Here is an 18906-nt window from a genome sequence, read left to right as displayed (position 1 = left end):
GCACGCCCTCTTTGCTCCTTCCGGCAGCGTTGCTTTAGCGCGCGCAAATTGCTAGCTTACGCGCACTCTCAGGTGCCAGCCGCGCGATCGTCGCGGCGGTGAAACGGGAAGTCGGTGCCCAATCCGACGCTGCCCCCGCAACGGTGATCGAGACAGCCGCCACGCAAGCCACTGCGCCGCTTTTTCTGTTTTATAAAGAAAAACGCGTGGGAAGGGCGCGGCGGCATAAAGGCTCTATGTTGGTGACCCAGCGCCCGCAAGGGTGAAAAAAGCCTTTTGCTCGTCAGCCCGGAGACCGGCCTGAGCCGTCCGGCCCGCTTCAACGCGGCGCCGGAGCGATACAGGCCGTGGCGCGGTGGGCGCTGGCAGGCGGACTGGCGCGCGCCGACTCCCTCTGCTGCTTTCCTGCCATCCCCTTCGCCCGGCATAAAACGAAAATATCCGTGCGGGTGAGCACGATGAGCAAGGGAACTTTCATGTCCAACCGTCTTTTCCTGTCTAACCGTTTTTCCGCCGGCAAAACGCTTGTGCCTTTCGCGCTGGCCGCGCTGCCGCTGGCCGTTTCTGCCCAGACCCCGCCTGCATCCGAGCCCGCCGACCAGGCTGCTGTCGCTAGCTTAAACCCTGTAGTGGTCACCGCTACCCGCGCGCCGCGCACCGCAGACGAGACGCTGTCCTCGGTCACCGTGCTGGACGAGGCCACGCTGCGCCGCCAGGACCCGGCCGACGTAACCGATCTGCTGCGCGGCCAGCCGGGGGTGAACGTCTCTTCCAACGGCGGCTTTGGCAAAACCACCGGCGTCAGCATTCGCGGCGCAGGCAATAGCGGCACGCTGCTGATGATCGACGGCATCCGCCTGCATTCGGCCACCGCCGGCGGGGCCTCCTGGCAGCTGTTGGACCCGCGCATGTTCGAGCGCGCCGAAGTGGTGCGCGGCCCCAAAGGCAGCCTCTACGGCGCTGACGCCATGGGCGGCGTGGTGCAGCTGTTTACCCCCAAGGGCGACGGCAAGCCAACGCCTTCCGTGACGCTCAGCGGCGGCAGCCTTGATACCCGGCGCGCCAGCGCCTCGTTTTCCGGCAGCGACGGCGCCACCCGCTACCACGTGGCCGCCAGCCGCTTTGATACCGACGGCATCAAGCTGCGCGAGGGCGGCGAGAAAAAGTCCTACGACAACACCAGCGCGCTGGTGCGCCTGTCTCAGCGGCTGGGCGAAGGGGCGGAAGTGGGGCTGCTGGCGCTGCGCGCTCGGGGCAATACCGAATATATCGGCGGCGAGCAGGATTTTGTGCAGCAGGTCGGCGGCGTGTACGGCGAAGTGGCGCTGGGCGAGCACTGGACCAGCCGGCTTACGCTCAGCGAATCCCGCGACGAGATGGAAGACTTTTCCAGCTTTCCGGGTGAGTTCAACACGCAAACCCGCGTCGCACGGCTGGATAACACGCTGAGCATCGGCCGCCACCAGCTGATCGTCGGTGCCGAGTATCTGGAAGACAAGGTCGACAGCACCACGGCCTATAACGCCGACAGCCGCGACAACAAGGCGGTGTTTGCCCAAGGGCTTTTGGACTTCGCCCCCTTTACCCTGCAGCCCAGCCTGCGCTTTGACGATAACGAAGCCTACGGCGACGAAGTTACCGGCAGCCTGGCGCTGGGCTATGACCTGGACGATGCCCACACCCTGCGCGCCAGCTACGCCACCGCCTTCCGCGCGCCGACGTTCAACGATCTGTACTACCCGGGCGCCAACAACCCCGACGTAGAAGCCGAAACCGCCAAAACCTACGAGCTGGGCGCTCGCGGCCAATACGGCAGCTGGTACTGGGATGCGGCGATTTATCAGTCCGATATCGACGACAAGATCGTCTTTGTCACCCGGCCGGAAAACGTCGACAAAGCCCGAATTCGCGGCGTGGAGCTTGCAGGCGGCGTCTCGATGAGCGGCTGGGATATCCAGGCGGCGCTGGCCTACACCGACCCCGAAGATCGCGCAACGGGCAACCGCCTGGCCCGGGAGGTCACCCAGTCCGCCCGTCTTGACGTGGACCGCACCCTGGGCGAGTGGACCCTGGGCGGCTCGCTGGTGGCGGAAGACCACCGCTATAACGGCGGCGCCAACGACAAGCGTCTGGGCGGCTACGGCAAGCTCGACCTGCGCACCACCTGGCGCTTTGCTCCGGCCTGGTTTGCCCGGGTCAACGTGGATAACGTCTTCGACAAGGACTACGTCACCGCCTTTGATAGCTTTCAGGGCTTTGCCTATGAGAACCCCGGCCGCAGCGTCATGCTGAGCGTGGGTATCGATGGCCGCTAAGCCTCTGCTGGTCGGCGCCCTGATGCTGGGCGCCGTCGCCAGCGTCGCCCAGGCCAGCGCCAAGCCCTGCGCCGTGGATGATCTGGAGCGCAAGGTCTGCCTTGAGGCGCCGGCTCGGCGCATTGTGGCGCTGTCCCCCGGCGCTACCGAGCTTGCCTTTGCCGCCGGCGCGGGAGATCGGGTCGTTGCGGTGTCAGCGCACAGCAACTATCCGCCGCCTGCCCAAAAACTGCCCTCGGTAGGGGATTACAACCGCATTGATCTGGAAGCGCTGGTGGGCCTTGAGCCGGATCTCGTGGTCGGCTGGGAAACCGGCAATCCCGGCAAGCAGCTGGAAACGCTGGCGTCGCTGGGCACCAAAGTGTTCTACATCGAGCCGCGCACGGCTGCCGGTGTGGCCAACGCCTTGACCCGCCTGGGCCGCCTTGCCGGCAGCGAGGCGACCGCTGAACAAAAAGCGGAGACGTTTTTGGCAGGCATGGCCGCGCTCAAGGAACGCTACGCCGAGCGCGCGCCGGTGCGCGTGTTCTATCAGGTGTGGGATGCGCCGCTGATGAGCCTCAACGACGAGCATCTGATCGGCCGGGCGATCCGTGACTGCGGCGGGGTCAACGTGTTCGGCGCGCGCCCGCGGCTGGTGCCGCGCCTGAGCGACGAGGCGGTGCTTGCCGCCAACCCCGAGGTGATTATTACCGGCAGCCGCGATGCGGATGAGAACGCGCGCAACCAGTGGCTTGCCCACTGGCAGCCGTATTCCAGCATGGCCGCCGTAGAACGCGAGAACCTCTATACGGTGCCCGCCGACCCGCTGGTGCGGCCCACCCCGCGCTTTTTGCAGGGCGCGCAAAGCCTGTGTGAGCGTATAGACCGGGCGCGTGAAAAGCGGGCTCGCACCGAGTAATGCGGGATATGCGTCTGCAAGCGTTTGTGCCGCTGGGGCTGCTGGCGCTGGGCGCGCTGGCGGCCCTTGGCGTGTCGCTCGGGGTGGGCAGCGCGTCGATCCCGCTTGACCGGCTCTGGGCGATTGCGCTGGGTGAGGGCGACGGCCTGGCGCGCACCATGGTGCTGGAGCTGCGCCTGCCCCGGGCGCTTTCGGCGTTTGCCGTGGGCGGGCTTCTGGCCGTGGCCGGCGCTTTAATGCAGGTGCTGCTGCGCAACCCGCTGGCCGACCCCTACGTGCTGGGGATTTCCGGCGGCGCGGCGATGGGCGCGCTGGGCGCGATGATGCTGGGGCTGGGCGGTATGCTGGCGTCTACCTCGGCCTTCGGCGGTGCGCTGTTTTCCACGCTGCTGGTCTTTGGCCTCGCCCACGGCCGGGGCGGCTGGGCGCCTACCCGGCTGCTGCTCACCGGCATTGTAGTGGCCTCGGGCTGGGGCGCGATGATTACGCTGATGCTTGCGATGACGCCGGCGGAGCGCCTGCCGGGCATGCTCTACTGGCTGATGGGTGATCTTTCCTACGCCCGCGAGCCGGGGCTGCCGCTGGCGCTGTTGGCCCTGACGTGCATCGGGCTTTTGCCGCTGGGGCGCAGCCTGAACGTGCTGGCGCGCGGGCCCCGTCAGGCCGCCGCGCTGGGCGTGGATGCCCGCCTGCTGGAGTGGGGCATTTACGCCATCGCCAGCCTGCTCACCGCCGTGGCCGTGGCCACCGCGGGCAGCATCGGCTTTGTGGGGCTGGTGGTGCCGCACATGCTGCGCCTGGTGCTGGGCAACGACCAGCGTATTGCGCTGCCCGCCTGCGCGCTGGCCGGCGGCACGCTTTTGCTGCTGGCGGATACCCTGGCGCGCACGGTCATCGCCCCGGAGCAGCTGCCGGTGGGCGTGATCACCGCGCTGCTCGGCGTGCCCACGTTTTTGTTTTTGCTCTACCGGAGCGGGCCATGAGCGTGCTTGCCGCGCGTGATCTGGTCATCGACGTGCCCGGCCGCCAAAGCGGCCAGGTGCTGAACCTCGCCGTTGAGCCGGGGCAGGTGTGGGGCGTGCTGGGCCCCAACGGCGCGGGCAAGACGACGCTTTTGCACACCCTGGCCGGCCTGCACCCGCCCCGCGCGGGCAGCGTGATTCTGGATGAAACGCCGCTTGCCCGGCTGCGCCGTCGCCGGATTGCGCAAAGGCTGGGGGTGGTGTTTCAGGAGCGAGTGGACGGCTTTCCCGCGACGGTTGAAGAAACCGCGATGCTGGGCCGGCATCCGTATTTATCGTACTGGCAGCGGGAAAGCGCCGAGGATATGCGCCGCGTGCAGGCCGCCCTTGAGCGGCTGGACGTGGCGCATTTAAGGCAGCGGCCGGTGGGCACGCTTTCCGGCGGCGAGCGCCAGCGGGTGGCGATTGCCACGCTGTTAACCCAGGACCCGGCGGTGTGGCTGGTCGACGAGCCCACCAATCATCTGGATTTGCACCACCAGAGCGCGGTGATGGCGCTAATGCGCGAACAGGCCGCGGCGGGGCGGGCGCTGATGCTTTGCCTGCACGACTTGAACCTGGCCGCCCGCTGGTGCAGCCACGTACTGCTGCTCTACCCCAGCGGCGAGGCCTGCTGGGGCGCGGCGCAGAATATGCTGGTACCCGACGCGCTTGAGCGGCTCTACCGCCAGCGGCTCAGGGTAGTGGAAGTCGACGGCGCGCCGGTGTTTGTGCCGGTAAACGGCTAGCGGCGGCGCGTCTGCAGACACGTTTTTTATAGAGCTACTTTTTAAAAGGCTTTTTATGGAGGTTTTTATGGAAGATCTTCATGGAAAATATTTATGGAAATGTTTTCCATAAAAAGTTATATGGGCTATCATGGGCATTATTTATGACAGGCCGTGTGTGACACACGTTCTGTGACCCATAGCAGGAGGCGATCATTATGAGTTTTTACGTGTACCTTTCCGGCGAGATTCACACCGACTGGCGCGATGAAATCCAGCGCGGCGCCGAAGCCGCCGGCCTGGACGTGGTGTTTACCGCGCCGGTCACCGACCACGACGCCAGCGATGCGGCCGGCGACCATCTGGGCGCACAGGACAAACCGTTCTGGCGCGATCATCAGTCGTCCAAGATCAACGCCATCCGCACTCGCACGTTGATCGAGCAGAGCGATCTGGTGGTGGTGCGCTTCGGCGACAAGTACAAGCAGTGGAATGCGGCCTTTGACGCCGGCTACTGCGCCGCGCTGGACAAGCCCTACGTTACCCTGCACAGCGAAGACATCGTTCACCCGCTGAAAGAAGTCGACGCCGACGCCCAGGCGTGGAGCACCACAACCGACCAGGTGGTGGAGATTTTGCGCTACGTGCTCAAGGCCTGATCGGTAGGGGGTAGCGCCTGCCGCGCCATGTAAAAAGCGCCCGGAAGGGCGCTTTTTTTATGCGTTGACGGGGGCCGGGGCTTGTCTGGCACGCATGGGCCGGCGAAGCGGCCCGGCCACTTCTTGCTGCAGGCAGGTTCTGGTATGCAGGCGGGTCTTATATACAGTTTTATCCGGTAGCGTGTTAAAAGTGTGCCTCACTTTAAACCGCAACCACGAGGCGACGATGACCACATCGGGCAATACGGCCAGCGTAAAAGCGGCCCACACGGAAACGCTGGCGTTTATCGGCGGGCTTTTGCTCATCATGGCGCTGGGGCTTAACCTGCGTCCGCTGCTGGCTTCGGCCAGCCCGCTGATGGAGGATATTCGCGCCGCGACGGGCCTGGGCTACGGCATACTTGCCTGGCTGACCACGCTGCCGTTTCTGTGCATGGGCGCGGTGGCGCTGGCCAGCGGCCGGCTGCACCGGCTGCTGGGTGAAAATCGCGGCATCATGCTTTCGCTGGCCGCTATCGGTGTGGCCTGCGCGCTGCGCCAGCTAAGCGGCACCGGCGTGACGTTGCTCGCCACGGCGCTTCTGGGCGGGGCGGGTATTGCCTTGATTCAGGCGCTGGTGCCGGGGCTGGTCAAGCGCCGCTTTGGTTCGCGCATGCCGCTGGTCATGGGATTTTATTCGGCCTCGCTGATGTCCGGCGGCGGGCTTTCGGCGTGGATCAGTCCGCGGCTGGCCGAGATGGGCGGCTGGCAGCTGGGCGTGGGCATCTGGTGGGTGCCGGCGCTGGTGACGCTTGCCGGCTGGTTTTTGATTTTTCGCCGCCGCGGTGCGCCCGCCGCGAATACCGCCGCGATTGAAGGCGTGCGCCCCTGGCGTTTGCCGCGCGCCTGGCTTTTGGCGCTTTTTTTCGGTGTGATCAACTCGGGCTATTCAAGCGTGGTGACCTGGCTTCCGCAGTATTACCAGGAGCTTGGCTGGAGCGCGGTGGCCGGCGGCCGGCTGCTGGCGTGGATGACGCTCTTTCAGGTGCTGGCCGCACTGACCATGCCGATGATCGCCCAGCGCCAGAAGACCGCTGACCGGCGTCTGCTGCTGGCGATAAGCCTGGTGATGCAGCTTATCGGGTATCTGGGTTTTCTCTTCATGCCGACCTCGCTTGCGCTACTCTGGAATGCCGTTGGCGGCTTTGGGCTGGGGGCGTGTTTCTCGCTGGGGCTGATTCTTGCCCTGGATCATCTGCCCGACGCCCGTGCGGCAGGGCGGCTGGCAGCCTTTATGCAGGGCTTTGGCTTTATGCTCAACGCCATGTCGCCGTGGATCAGCGGCACCCTGCGGGAAATGACCGGCAGCTTCATCGCAGCCTGGGCGCTTTTGGCCGTGGGCATCGTCGCTATGCTGGCCGTTACCCTGCGCTTTAATCCTGCCCGCTACCCCGCGGTCATGCGCCGTGCCGCGCGGTAACCCAGCAGATGGCCGGCTTTGCCCGGCACGCAAAAACGCCGGCAGGGCTTGCCTGCCGGCGTGCGGCTAAACGCTGGCCCGGGCGTGGCCCGAGCGCTTTTGCGGTTAGTCTTCCTTGGTGATGGTGAAGCTGCCGTTCATCGCGGCGTAGTGGCCCGGGAAGGAGCAGAAGAACGTCAGATCGCGGTCTTCCAGGCCTTCGGTGGAGAAGGTCACGCTGGTTTCTTCGCCGCCGCCGATGACGTCGGTAGAGGCAATGACGCGCTCGTCGTCCTGGGGCAGATAGTCGTTGTCCATGCCTGCGCTCATGCCGGCCTTGGCGACGTCTTCGTAAACGTCAGAGTCGGACAGCACCCAGTTGTGGCCCATGGCGCTGGCGGCCATTTGGCCGGTGTGCTTGAGCGTAACGGTGACTTCGTCGCAGCTGGCCGGCACGCTCATTGCGTCTTTGTTGAACTGCATGGCGTCGTTGCCTTCGATGGTGAGGTTACACGCCTCATCGTCGGCGGCCATGGTCGGAGATGCGAAAGCCATGGCGGCAAAAGCGGCGGCGGGAATCAGCATCCAGGATGTTTTCATGGTGATGGTCCTTACGCTTGGTTGACGGGCGAATTACCGCGTTGCGGTAATACCGTAACGGTGGCGGCAACGGTCGTCAGGGTGAGGGCGTTGCCGGACAGCAGCGGTGCTGTTGGCCGTTCGGTTATGTGAGTCATACGTGATGCGCGCTCCATTCTTGATGCCTTGGCGGTGTCTGTCAAGGCAGCGCCTCCCTGCGCTTGTGCACCTTTTGTGACTGGCCTGTATAAATAAAGTTCAGGATTTTTCTATCGGCATCTTTCAGCGCCGCTTTTCAAGACCCGGATTCAAAGCGTCAGATTGTCATGGCCGGTATCGGTTACCGCGACGTTGTCTTCAATGCGGATGCCGCCGCAGGGCATGAGCTGTTCAACCAGTGGCCAGTTGATCGGAGCGCCGGTATCGCGCAGCGGGTCAAGCAGCATGGGAATGAAGTAAAGCCCAGGCTCGATGGTAACGACCATGCCCGGGGTCAGTTTGCGGGTCAGCCGCAGCGCCGGATGCTCTTCGGGCGGCGGTGCGGGCGTGGCATCGGGGGCTTTGAGTCCGGCAATATCGTGCACCTGGATACCCAGCGAATGGCCGACGCCGTGAGGGCAGAAGGCGCGGGTAACGCCGCTGGCAACGCAGTCGCTGGCCGAGCCGTGGTAGAGGTCGTGGCGCACAAGAATTTCGCCCAGTTGGCGGTGCATGGCCCGCTGCAGCTCGACGTAGTCCACGTCCGGGGCAATGCGTGCAATCAGCGTGTCCTTGAGCTCGTGTACGGCTTTAATCAGCTCGGCAAAAAGCGTCGGCGCGTCCGGGCCGGCCCAGGTGCGGGTAATGTCGGAGCAGTAGCCGCGAAAGCGCCGGCCGGCGTCCACCAGCAGGCTGTAGCGTCCGGCCGGCGGGTGGAGGTCGTAGTGCTGATAGTGCAGCACGCCGGCGTGCTGGTTAAGCCCGACGATGTTGTCGTAGGGCACGTGGGACTCGCGCTGGCGGCTGGCGCCCAGGTAGGCCAGCTGGATATCAAGCTCTGCGCCGGCGCCGGCGAATGCCGCCTGGGCGGCTTCGTGGCCGGCCATGGCCAGGCGGTTGGCCTCGCGCAGGCAGGCGATTTCGTAGGCGCTTTTGTGCATGCGCAGCTCGTCCAGCGCGGCCACCAGGGCGGGCGGGTTGGCCTCGCCGTGGGGCAGCGCGACGGGGCCTTGCTGCAGGGCGTCCACGTCGCCGATGAGCGCCACGTTGCCTTGCAGGGCCGGCGTGGCCGGCTCGTTGACAAGCTCAACATCAAACTCGCCGACCCAGGGCTCGTCGGGCAGCGTAGGCGTCAGGTGCCAGAAGTCCGTGGGCGCGTGGAGCAAAAGGCGCGGCTTGGCGTTTGGTGTAATCACAAGCCAGCTGTGCTGGGCTTCAAACAGCGGTGACCAGTGGACGAAATGCCCGGCGGCCTTGAAGTTGGGGTACTGGTCGTCGCCGTAGTGGGGCAGCGCGTGGCCGCTGTAAAGGGCAATGGCGTCCAGCCCGTGCTGCTGCATGAGCGTGCGATAGGCAGCCAGCAGCCGCTGGATGTGGTCTTGTTGCAGACGATCAAGAGTCTGGGCCATGGGGCCTCCTTTGTGGGTGACAGGGATACGCCGTTGACACCAAAAGATCAGGGGGGCGGGCTGGCCTGGGGCAGCGCATTCCAGATAGTGTCGAGCTCGGCATGATGGTGGTGCTGGTGACGATACAGCCTGAGCGCCAGCGGTACATCCCAGCGGGTGTCGCCGGCGCGCACCAGGGTGTTGGCATAAAGCGCCTGGCGTATGGCGCGCTCGGGCAGCCAGCCGATGCCGTAGCCCAGCATCACCAGCTCTTTGATGCTGGTCACGTAGAGGTCCTGGTTTTTGACCGCCAGCCCCGGCGCTTCGGGCAGCCGTGCCAGGTGGGTGTGCAGTGCTGCACCCAAAAGCCCGAGCCGGGGGTAGGCAAACCACGGCACCGGCGCTTCGCGGCTGGCAGGCAGAGTAAAGCAGGGCGTACCGGCAGAGGTGGGCGCGCTGACCGCGATCAAGCGCTCATGGCCGACGGTGCGGTAGCGACACGTCCGGGTATCCAGCTCCAGGTCGCAGCGCGCAAGCGGCCAGTAGCACAGCGCCAGGTCGCATTCGCCGCGGTTGAGCGCTTTGAAGTAGTCCGCCGCCGCCCAGCCGGTAGCGCGCAGGTCAGGCTGCATGCGGCCTTCCAGCCCGTTGATGGCAAGCCAGTCGGGGAAGAAATGCGCCAGCAGACTTTGCGGGGCGGCCACGCTGATGCGCCGCTCGTGCCCGGCGCTGATATCGCGAATGCGCTCCCGGGTCAGGCGCACGCCTTCGGTGGTTTTTTCACACAGCGCGAGAAACGCCTCGCCCTCGGCGGTCAGCGATAGCGGCAGGGTCTGGCGGTTGATCAGCGTGGCGCCCATTTCCTCTTCCAGCAGCCTGATACGTCGGGAAAACGTCGGCTGGGAGACATGCTGCTCATCGGCGGCGCGGGAGAAATGCCGCGTTCGGGCCAGCGCAATAAAGTCTTCCAGCCAGCGTATTTCCATAGTCTGCTCTGCCCGTCAGGAATCTTCGGCCGCCTGAAGGCGTCCTTCCTCTACAGCGTGACACGCCACGCGCACGCCGTCATCCTGTGTGATGAGCGCGGGCACTTCGGCCTTGCAGCGGGCGTTGGCGTAGGGGCAGCGGCCGTGGAACACGCAGCCCGAGGGCAGGTTGACCGGCGTGGGCACCTCGCCTTCCAGGCGGATGTGGCGGGGGCCGTCGTCGTCGAGGCGCGGAATCGCCGAGAGCAGCGCCTGGGTGTAGGGGTGGCGCGGCCGAGCAAACAGCGTGGCGGTGTCGGCGATTTCGCATACCGTGCCCAGATACATCACCGCCACGCGAGTGCCGAAGTGCTCCACCACGGCCAGATCGTGGGTGATGAACAGATACGTCAGCCCGCGTTCGCGCTGGGCGTCCATCAGCAGGTTGAGCACCTGGGCCTGGATGGACACGTCCAGCGCCGAGATGGGCTCGTCGGCGACGATAAACTCAGGGTCCACCGCCAGCGCCCGGGCGATGGCGATGCGCTGGCGCTGGCCGCCGGAAAACTCGTGGCCGAAGCGCTTGCCCCAGTCCGGGTCGATGCCCACCGAGGCCATCACCCGCTCCACCTGGTCGGCCACCTGTTGGCGGCTCCAGTCGGGGTGGTGCAGGCGCACGGGCTCTTCCAGCGTTTGCTGGATGGTCATGCGCGGGTTGAGCGAGGCGTAGGGGTTTTGAAAGATCATCTGCATGCGCCGGCGAAACGGCATCAGCGCTTTGGTATCAAGGTTGTCGATGCGCGTGCCGTCGTAGCGGATCTCCCCGGCGGAGGGGTGCAAAAGCCCCATCACCGTACGCGCCACGGTGGACTTGCCGCAGCCGGACTCGCCCACCACGCACAGCGCCTCGCCGCGCTGGATGTTGAGGTTGACGCCGTTGATGGCGTGGACAAACTTCTGCTCGCGGATGAGCTTGCCGCCCTTGAACTTGAGCTGGTCGAGAAAATCGCCGGAAAGCGAGAAGTGTTTTTCCAGATCGCGAATTTCCAGCAGCGTTTCGCTTGGCCGGGCCGTCGCGGAGGTCTGGGCCGTTTCGGCATGCGCAACGGCGGGAATGCGGGATGCGGGGGCGCTCATTGGCCTTCCTCCTTCGTGCGGCGGTCCTGCTGCAGTTCCGCGACCATGTGGCAGGCCACGCGGCAATTGCCCGAGTGCGTAAAGCCCGGCACCTGTTCTACGCAGGCCGGACGCACCTCGCCGTCGGCACGGCGAATAAAGTCGCAGCGCGGATGAAACGCGCAGCCGCCGGGCAGATTGGAAAGCGACGGCATGCTGCCGCGAATCTGGTTGAGCGGCTCGCCCGGTGTGGCCATCTGCGGCAGGGCGTTGATCAGCCCCTGGGTGTAGGGGTGCTGGGGGTCGTTGATGATTTCTCGGGTCGGCCCCTGTTCGATTACCCGGCCGGCGTACATCACCAGCATGCGCTGGGTGACCTGGCTGACCACGCCCAGGTCATGGGTGATCAAAATCAGCCCGACGTTGTGCTCTTCGCAAAGGTTGAGCAGAAGCGCCATGATCTCCGCCTGAATGGTCACGTCAAGCGCGGTGGTGGGCTCGTCGGCGATGATGATGTCGGGGTCGAGCAGCAGCGCGATGGCGATGATCACGCGCTGGCGCATGCCCCCGGAAAGCTCGTGGGGGTACTGATCGAGCCGCGCCTCCGGCGAGGGGATCTGCACCTGGCGCAGCCGATCAAGCGCGATCTCGCGTGCGGCTTTGGTATTGATGCGCCGGTGCGCCTTGAGCGACTCGACCATCTGCTCGCCGATGGACAGCACCGGGTTGAGCGTCATCATCGGGTCCTGAAAGATCATCGAGATGCGGTTGCCGCGCACCTTGCGCAGGCCGCGCTCGCTCATGTGGTTGAGCGTCTTGCCTTCGAAGGTGACCTCGCCGCCGGCGATAAAGCCGGGCTTGGCGATCAGGTTCAAAAGTGAAAAGGCGGCCACGGATTTGCCCGCGCCGGACTCGCCGACGATGCCCAGCCGCTCGCCGCGCTCCAGGGTAAAGTTGACGTCGCGCAGGGCGCGCACCTCGCCCTTGCGCAGGGCGAAGCGAACGTCGAGATGGTTGACTTCCAGCAGTGCCATAGTGTTTTCAGCCCTTGTTGTTCTAGCCTTTGTGCTTTTAGCCCTTGTCGACTTAGCCTTTGTACAAGCGCGGATTCATCACGTCGCGCAGCCAGTCGCCCAGCAGGTTGATCGACAGCACCAGCACCACCAGCACCGCGCCGGGGATCAGCGTGATCCACCAGGAGCCGGACTGAATGTAGTCAAAGCCGGCCTTGATCAAAGAACCAAGCGACGGGTGCGTTTCCGGCATGCCAAGGCCGAGAAACGAAAGCGCGGCTTCGGAAATGATCGCGTTGGCAATCTGCACCGTGGAAATCACAAATATCGGCGACAGCGTATTGGGCAAAACGTGGCGAAACATGATGCGCCGGCTTTTGAGCCCCATGACCCGGGCGGCGTCGACGTACTCCTTGTTTTTCTCCGCCAGCACCGAGGCGCGCACGGTGCGCGCGTACTGGGGCCATTCGGCCAGCCCGATAATCACCACCAAAAGCGGCACGGCGTAGGTGCTGAACGTCGCCCCGCCGAACACCGCCTTGACCAGCGCGCCGACGATGATCGCCACCATCAGGGTGGAAAACGACAGCTGAATATCCGCCAGGCGCATCAAAAAGGCGTCGATGCGCCCGCCCAGATAGCCGGCCATCAGGCCGAAGGTGACGCCGAGAATCGCCTGCAGCGCTACCGCGCCAAAGCCGATCACCAGCGAGACCCGGGCGCCGTAGAGAATCGTCGATAGCATGTCCCGGCCCTGGGCGTCGGTGCCCAGCAGATAGGCCGGGTCGCTGCCGTCGACCCAGAAGGGCGGAAGCTCTGATGCCAGAATGTCGATCTGGGCCAGATCGTAAGGGTTCATCGGCGCAAGCCAGGGGGCGAAGACGGCGATGGCCACCAGCGCGATGAATACTACCAGGCTCAGCTGGGCGATGACGTCGCGCTTGAAGCTGTAGAGCAGATAGGAATCGCGAAAGCGTTCCCAGCGGCCGGGTAGCGCCGGCGCGGCATCTGCCCGGGATTCGGGAGTCGGTGTCGGCTGGCTCATGCGGGTTTCCCTGTGAGTTTGACGGTGGGGTTGACCAGGCCGTAGATCAGATCGACCAGGGTATTGGTGATCACGAAAATCAGGCCCACGATCATCAGGTAGGTGACGATCAGCGGAATATCCGAGCGCTGGATGGCGTTAAGAAACATCAGCCCCATGCCCGGCCACTGGAACACCGTCTCGGTGAGAATGGTGTAGGCCACCAGGGTGCCGATCTGCACCCCGCCTACGGTGATCACCGGCAGCATGGTGTTTTTCAGCGCGTGCAAAAAGTAGATGCGGCGCATGGAGATGCCCTTGGCCCGGGCAAACTTGACGTACTCGGACTGCAGCACTTCCAGCATTTCCGCCCGTATCAGGCGGATAAACAGCGGCAGCATAATGGAGGCAAGCGACACCGCCGGCAGCACCAGATAGGTCAGGCCGTCGAGGCTTGCGAAGTTGGTCTCCCAGGTGCCGAACACGGGCACCGGATCGCCGCGGCCGTAGGCCGGCATGCCGCCTTCGGTGGAGAGTACGTCGTTGAGCCAGGCGCCCCAGCCGGTATCCGCCGGGAAGGGCGAGACGCTCACGCCGATGGCAAACAGCTGGATCAGCACAATGGCGGTGAGAAACACCGGAATGGAGATGCCCACAATCGACACGCTCATGAAAAAGCGCGTCAGCCAGGCCTTGGGTTTGATCGCGCTGTACACGCCGATGGGAATCGACAGCGCAATGATCAAAAACGTCGAGGCGGCCACCAGCTCCAGAGTCGCCGGCAGGTGGCGGGCGATAACCTCGGTGGTGGGCTGGTTGAACACGTAGGAGTAGCCGAAGTCGAACTGCAGCGCGTTGCCGGCAAAGCGCAGGTACTGGGTCAAGAACGGATCGTTCAGCCCGAACTCCTCGCGCAGCGCCTCGCGCTCGCTTTCGGGGACCGACTGGCCCACCAGCTGCTGGATCGGGTCGCCCAGGTTGTCCTGAATGGCGAAGGCAATGATGCTGATGACAAACATCACCAGCAGCGCGTGAAAAAGGCGCTTGATCAGAAAAGCGATCATGAAAAATATCCCGTAGCGGCAACAGGGAAGCAACGCGCCCCGAGCGGGGCGCGTCATCAAGCGGGTCAGACAGGGCGGTCAGACGGCGGGGTTATTCCGCGTCGGCGTTGACCACCAGATCTCCCAGATAGGGGAAGTTCATGACGTTGAGCACCGGCTCGATTTGAGCACTGGGCGCGGAAGCCCAGGCCAGATCCTGCCAGTGAAGCGGCACGAAAGCGGCGTCGTCGTACAGCGTCTGTTCGACCTGCTGGAGCATCGCGGCGCGCTTTTCCAGGTCGATTTCCTGGTTGGCTTCCTTGACCAGCTTGTCCAGCTCCGGGTTGCAGTAGTTGCCGGCGTTGTACTGGCCGGCGCCGGTGTCGGCGTCGGGGCAGGCGGTGAGATACTCGTGGAAGTTGGCGCTGTCTTCGGTGTCGGCGTGCCAGCCGATCAGCATCATGTCCGCGGCGCGATCGTCAAACTCGCCCCAGTACTGGGCCTTGGGCAGGGTCTTGAGGTCCACGTCGACGTTGATGCGGGCCAGCATCGCGGCGACCGCCTGGGCGATCTTGGCGTCGTTCACGTAGCGGTTGTTGGGCGCCATCATGGTGATGTCAAAGCCGTCGGCGTAGCCGGCATCAGCCATGAGCTCCTTGGCCCTGGCGACGTCGTAGCGCGGATTGAGCGAGTCCACGTGGCCCACGTAGCCTTCCGGCGACATCTGAGCGGCCGGGGTGGCGAAGCCTTTCATCAGCCGGTCGGCGATGCCCTTTTGGTTGACGGCGTAGGCAAAGGCCTTGCGCACCCGCGGGTCTTCAAAGGCCTCTACGCGCTGCTGGTTCATGTGCAGCATGATGATGCGCGTGCCGGACATGGTGACCAGCTTGGCGTCGTCGCTTTGGCGCACGCGTTCCAGATCGTTGGGCGGCACCGGGGCGATGAAGTCCACGTCGCCGGAGAGCAGTGCGGCCACACGGGTGGCGTTTTCGCTGATGGGCGTCAGCACGAGGTTGTCGACGTTGCCCGGCGAGCTTTCATCCCAGTAGTCAGCGTTGCGGGCAAACTCGGTGCGCACGCCCTGCTGGCGCTCGGTGACGGTGAACGGGCCGGTACCGGAGACGTTGGAAGAGGCGTAGGAGTTGCCGTTTTTGACGATTTCGTCTTTCGGGTCGCCGTCCGGCGCGCTGCCGGAGTAGAACCGGCTGTCCATGGGGAAGATGTAGGTCGCCAGGTTCAGCAGCAGCGGGTAGGGCTTGGTCGTGTGGATCTCGACGGTATGCTCGTCAACGATCTCGGCGCGCTCAATGGGAGCAAAGATGGCCTTGTAGTCCGGGCTTTGCTTCAGCCGCTCAATGGTCCAGACCACGTCCTTGGCGGTAAACGGGTTGCCGCTGTGAAAGGTGACGCCTTCGCGCAGCGACATGCGCATGGTGGTGTCATCGATCTGCTCCCAGTCGCTGGCCAGGCGGGGCTCGAAGTTCAGCGACTGGTCCCAGCGCACCAGCGGGTCGAACAAAAGGTGGGACAGCTGCATGATGCCCCCGGAGAGCTGCTCGTGGATGTCCAGCGACACCGGGTCGGCGTCGTAGGCCATGCGCAGCGTGATATCTTCCTGGGCGGCGGCGTTTAGCGCACCGCCGGCAAAAGCGGCGGCAACGGCGGCGGCGATCAGCGTCTTGTTGACGCGGGGCGTGCAAGTCACGGTCATGGCGGAAAGTCTCTGTGGTTGTTGTTGGTAGCGCTTTATAACGACGGTAGCGTCGTTGATTGTTGGCCGAGCACGCCAGCGGTACAATCGAAATAATGACAGGGGGTATTCATCCGCCGAATGAAGGCGGCCGGCCGCCGCCGGCCAAGGTCTCAGGCCGCGCCGAAGCGGCGGTTGAGATAGGCGTTGATGTCGTCGGATTCGTACAGCCATTCAACGCTTTGATCGTCGTTTTCGATGCGCAGACAAGGCACCTTGACGCGCCCGCCGCCTTCCTTGAGCGCCTGCTTGTGGGCCGGGTCGAGCTGGGCGTCGCGGCGCTCGATGTCAAGCCCTAGCCGCGCCATTTCCTTGCGCACCTTGATGCAAAACGGGCAGGTGCGAAACTGATACAGCGCGAGCTTTTCGCAGGCGCGATCGACCTTGGCCTGCTCGGCCTCGGAGCGCTCCACCGCCTTGGGCGTGGAGAGTTTCTCGGAAACAAGCATCACCGGCGCGAGCAAAAGCCGCACGCCGCGAAAAAAGTAGCGAATCAGAATACGCATGGGCCTTCCTTAACAGCAAAGGTAAAAAAACAGCGGAGGAAAACGCCGTTGACCGGCGCGTAGTGCCGGCCATCGTGACGCACGCAGCGGCGTTTGTCACATCGCTGTGAGCCCCGGCCACGCCATGCTAGGCTTTGCCGCCGTCCACGCGCGGCTGCCAAGGCGGCCAACGCCGGCCGTACACGGGTTATTTTCAGGAGGGCATGACTACCGTGCATCTGCATATCATCGGCATCTGCGGCACTTTCATGGGCAGCCTGGCGCTGCTCGCCCGGGAGCGGGGCTACCGGGTCAGCGGCTCGGACGCCAACGTCTATCCGCCCATGAGCACCCAGCTGAAAAACGCCGGCATTGCCCTGCAGGAAGGCTACGGCGCGGAGAATCTGGACGCCGCTACGGGCAGCGCGCCTGCGCTGGTTGTGGTGGGCAACGCGCTGTCTCGGGGCAACCCGGAGGTGGAAGCCGTGCTCAACCGCGGGCTGGCGTATACTTCGGGGGCTCAGTGGCTCGGCGAGCATGTTTTGCCCGGCAGAAACGTCATCGCCGTGGCCGGCACGCACGGCAAGACCACCACGGCCAGTATGCTGGCGTGGCTTTTGGAAAGTGCAGGGCAGAATCCGGGCTTTTTAATCGGCGGGGTGCCGCGCAACTTCGGCGTGTCGGCCAGGCTTGGCGGGGCTGATGCGCCCTTTGTGGTGGAGGCCGACGAATACGACACGGCGTTTTTCGACAAGCGCTCGAAGTTCGTTCACTACCGGCCCAACATTGCCGTGCTCAACAATCTTGAATTTGATCACGCGGATATTTTTTCTGATCTGGCCGCCATCGAGCGCCAGTTTCATCACCTGGTGCGCACCGTGCCGGGAAACGGCAAGATTCTGGTGGCAAACGGCCAGCCGGCCCTTGAGCGGGCGCTTGCCCAGGGCGTGTGGACGCCGGTGGCACGCTTTGGCAAGGCGGCAAAGGAAGACGCAAACGCCAGCGAATGGCAGCTGGCCCTTGAGCACGCCGACGCCAGCCGCTTTGCCGTAACCCACGCGGTGGAAGACGGCGACGACGCCGTGGTGGAATGGTCGCTGACCGGCGAATACAACGCCTATAACGCGCTTGGCGCACTGGCCGCGGCGCACGCCTGCGGGGTGGACCTGGCGCGCGGCTGTGCCGCGCTTGCGCGTTTTGAGAACCCGCACCGGCGTCAGGAAGTGCGCGGCGAGGTCGCCGGCGTTCAGGTGATCGACGACTTTGCCCACCACCCCACAGCCATTGCCGCGACGCTTTCCGGCCTGCGCGCCGCCACGGCCCGAGGCCGGCTGCTGGCGGTGATCGAGCCGCGCTCCAACACCATGCGTCTGGGCGCGCTCAAAGCGCAGCTCAACGCAAGTGTCGCAAGCGCCGATCATGCGTTCTGGTACCAGCCGGCAAAGCTTGGCTGGTCGCTTGCCTCGCTGATTGCCCCCCAGGGCGAACGGGCCAGCCTGCACGACGACATCGACGCGCTGGTGGCGGCCGTGGTCAGCCGCGCCGAGGCCGGAGACCGCATCGTGGTGATGTCCAACGGCGGCTTTGGCGGCATTCACCAGCGGCTGCTGGACGCCCTTGAGCGCGCCCATGCGGGGAGCCGGGCATGAGCGGGGCAGAAAACGAGACGGCCGGCTTCAAGCCGCCGGTGACCGTGGCGCTGACCGGCGCTTCCGGCGCGCAGTATGCCCTGCGTCTGATCGATGTGCTGGTGGCGGCCGGCCACGAAGTCTGGGTGATGATTTCCAAGGCGGCGCACATGGTGATTGCCACCGAAACCGACGCTGCGCTGCCTGCCGCTCCCGGGCGGCTGGTGGATGCGCTTGCCGAGCGCAGCGGCGCCGCCGAGGGCCAGCTCCGCTGTTTCGGTCGAGAAGACTGGATGGCGCCGGTGGCCTCGGGCTCCGGGGCGCCTTCCAGCATGGTGATCTGCCCGTGCTCCACCGGCACGCTGTCGGCGGTGGCCACCGGGGCGAGCAACAATCTCATCGAGCGCGCCGCGGACGTGGCCCTCAAGGAGCGCCGCCGGCTGGTGATGGTGCCCCGGGAAAGCCCGTTTTCGCCGATTCATCTGGAGCACATGCTCACGCTTTCCCGGCTTGGCGCGGTGATTCTGCCCGCGGCCCCCGGCTTTTATCACCGCCCGCAAAGCATCGACGATCTGGTGGATTTTATCGTCGCGCGCATTCTCAACCAGCTGGGCATCGAGCATGCGCTGATGCCGCGCTGGGGCGAGGCCGGCGAGCCGCCGCACTGACCAGGAG

18 protein-coding genes and 1 riboswitch are annotated in these 18906 nt (G+C 64.8%); of the genes, 8 read left to right on the top strand and 10 right to left on the bottom strand.

The features are described 5' to 3' along the window. Nucleotides 1–53: 53 nt before the first annotated feature. A riboswitch (cobalamin riboswitch) is annotated at nucleotides 54–318 on the top strand. A 158-nt stretch (nucleotides 319–476) separates the two neighbouring features. The 6 genes from ACZ415_RS11965 (at nucleotide 477) to ACZ415_RS11940 (ending at nucleotide 7063) form a co-directional block, all read left to right on the top strand. Beyond that, nucleotides 477–2315, top strand: a complete 1839-nt coding sequence (locus ACZ415_RS11965; RefSeq protein ID WP_344704485.1) for a TonB-dependent receptor domain-containing protein — start codon at nucleotides 477–479, stop codon at nucleotides 2313–2315. Further along, nucleotides 2305–3216, top strand: a complete 912-nt coding sequence (locus ACZ415_RS11960; RefSeq protein ID WP_344704487.1) for a cobalamin-binding protein — start codon at nucleotides 2305–2307, stop codon at nucleotides 3214–3216. The genes ACZ415_RS11965 and ACZ415_RS11960 overlap by 11 nt, the downstream gene beginning before the upstream one ends. Before the next feature lie 8 nt (nucleotides 3217–3224). Beyond that, nucleotides 3225–4199 carry a FecCD family ABC transporter permease gene (locus tag ACZ415_RS11955; RefSeq protein WP_344704489.1) on the top strand — a complete coding sequence of 325 codons (975 nt, stop codon included), beginning with the start codon at nucleotides 3225–3227 and terminating at the stop codon, nucleotides 4197–4199. Beyond that, nucleotides 4196–4966 (top strand): ABC transporter ATP-binding protein, encoded by a 771-nt coding sequence (locus ACZ415_RS11950; protein WP_344704491.1) that lies wholly within the window; start codon nucleotides 4196–4198, stop codon nucleotides 4964–4966. Before ACZ415_RS11955 ends, ACZ415_RS11950 begins: the two co-directional genes overlap by 4 nt. A gap of 197 nt (nucleotides 4967–5163) precedes the next feature. Next, nucleotides 5164–5604 (top strand): YtoQ family protein, encoded by a 441-nt coding sequence (locus tag ACZ415_RS11945; RefSeq protein WP_344704493.1) that lies wholly within the window; start codon nucleotides 5164–5166, stop codon nucleotides 5602–5604. Between the two features lie 226 nt (nucleotides 5605–5830). Further along, a complete protein-coding gene (locus ACZ415_RS11940) occupies nucleotides 5831–7063 on the top strand; it encodes a CynX/NimT family MFS transporter (RefSeq protein WP_344704495.1) in 1233 nt (410 codons plus the stop codon). A 105-nt stretch (nucleotides 7064–7168) separates the two neighbouring features. Here ACZ415_RS11940 and azu read toward each other — a convergent pair whose 3' ends face one another. The 10 genes from azu to ACZ415_RS11890 all read right to left on the bottom strand — a co-directional run bounded on the left by azu (nucleotide 7169) and on the right by ACZ415_RS11890 (nucleotide 16624). Further along, a complete protein-coding gene (gene azu, locus ACZ415_RS11935) occupies nucleotides 7169–7642 on the bottom strand; it encodes an azurin (protein ID WP_344704497.1) in 474 nt (157 codons plus the stop codon). Nucleotides 7643–7653: 11 nt separating this feature from the next. Further along, nucleotides 7654–7824, bottom strand: a complete 171-nt coding sequence (locus tag ACZ415_RS11930) for a hypothetical protein (protein ID WP_344704499.1) — start codon at nucleotides 7822–7824, stop codon at nucleotides 7654–7656. A 105-nt stretch (nucleotides 7825–7929) separates the two neighbouring features. Then, nucleotides 7930–9228, bottom strand: coding sequence for a Xaa-Pro dipeptidase (gene pepQ / locus ACZ415_RS11925; RefSeq protein WP_344704501.1), 1299 nt, complete (start codon nucleotides 9226–9228; stop codon nucleotides 7930–7932). 47 nt (nucleotides 9229–9275) lie between these two features. Then, the gene (locus ACZ415_RS11920; RefSeq protein ID WP_344704503.1) at nucleotides 9276–10193 is read right to left on the bottom strand and encodes a LysR family transcriptional regulator; all 918 of its coding nucleotides are present in this window, start codon (nucleotides 10191–10193) and stop codon (nucleotides 9276–9278) included. 15 nt (nucleotides 10194–10208) lie between these two features. Beyond that, nucleotides 10209–11309: an ABC transporter ATP-binding protein gene (locus tag ACZ415_RS11915; protein ID WP_344704505.1), complete on the bottom strand. Its 1101-nt coding sequence runs from the start codon at nucleotides 11307–11309 to the stop codon at nucleotides 10209–10211. Next, nucleotides 11306–12322: an ABC transporter ATP-binding protein gene (locus ACZ415_RS11910; RefSeq protein WP_344704507.1), complete on the bottom strand. Its 1017-nt coding sequence runs from the start codon at nucleotides 12320–12322 to the stop codon at nucleotides 11306–11308. The genes ACZ415_RS11915 and ACZ415_RS11910 overlap by 4 nt, the downstream gene beginning before the upstream one ends. Before the next feature lie 52 nt (nucleotides 12323–12374). Further along, nucleotides 12375–13346: an ABC transporter permease gene (locus ACZ415_RS11905; RefSeq protein ID WP_344704509.1), complete on the bottom strand. Its 972-nt coding sequence runs from the start codon at nucleotides 13344–13346 to the stop codon at nucleotides 12375–12377. Next, nucleotides 13343–14389 carry an ABC transporter permease gene (locus ACZ415_RS11900; protein ID WP_344704511.1) on the bottom strand — a complete coding sequence of 349 codons (1047 nt, stop codon included), beginning with the start codon at nucleotides 14387–14389 and terminating at the stop codon, nucleotides 13343–13345. The genes ACZ415_RS11905 and ACZ415_RS11900 overlap by 4 nt, the downstream gene beginning before the upstream one ends. Nucleotides 14390–14480: 91 nt before the next feature. Next, nucleotides 14481–16079: an ABC transporter substrate-binding protein gene (locus tag ACZ415_RS11895; RefSeq protein ID WP_344704513.1), complete on the bottom strand. Its 1599-nt coding sequence runs from the start codon at nucleotides 16077–16079 to the stop codon at nucleotides 14481–14483. A 152-nt stretch (nucleotides 16080–16231) separates the two neighbouring features. Continuing rightward, a complete protein-coding gene (locus tag ACZ415_RS11890) occupies nucleotides 16232–16624 on the bottom strand; it encodes a glutaredoxin family protein (RefSeq protein ID WP_344704515.1) in 393 nt (130 codons plus the stop codon). 212 nt (nucleotides 16625–16836) lie between these two features. On the opposite strand from ACZ415_RS11890, the gene mpl reads away from it, so the two are divergent. Beyond that, the gene (gene mpl / locus ACZ415_RS11885; RefSeq protein ID WP_344704673.1) at nucleotides 16837–18252 is read left to right on the top strand and encodes a UDP-N-acetylmuramate:L-alanyl-gamma-D-glutamyl-meso-diaminopimelate ligase; all 1416 of its coding nucleotides are present in this window, start codon (nucleotides 16837–16839) and stop codon (nucleotides 18250–18252) included. Next, complete coding sequence (locus ACZ415_RS11880; RefSeq protein ID WP_344704517.1) at nucleotides 18249–18899, top strand: flavin prenyltransferase UbiX; 651 nt, start codon at nucleotides 18249–18251, stop codon at nucleotides 18897–18899. Before mpl ends, ACZ415_RS11880 begins: the two co-directional genes overlap by 4 nt. The last annotated feature ends 7 nt before the right edge of the window (nucleotides 18900–18906 follow it).

The organism is Halomonas cibimaris (assembly GCF_055379665.1).
This window is presented reverse-complemented; position numbering and strand designations above follow the sequence as displayed.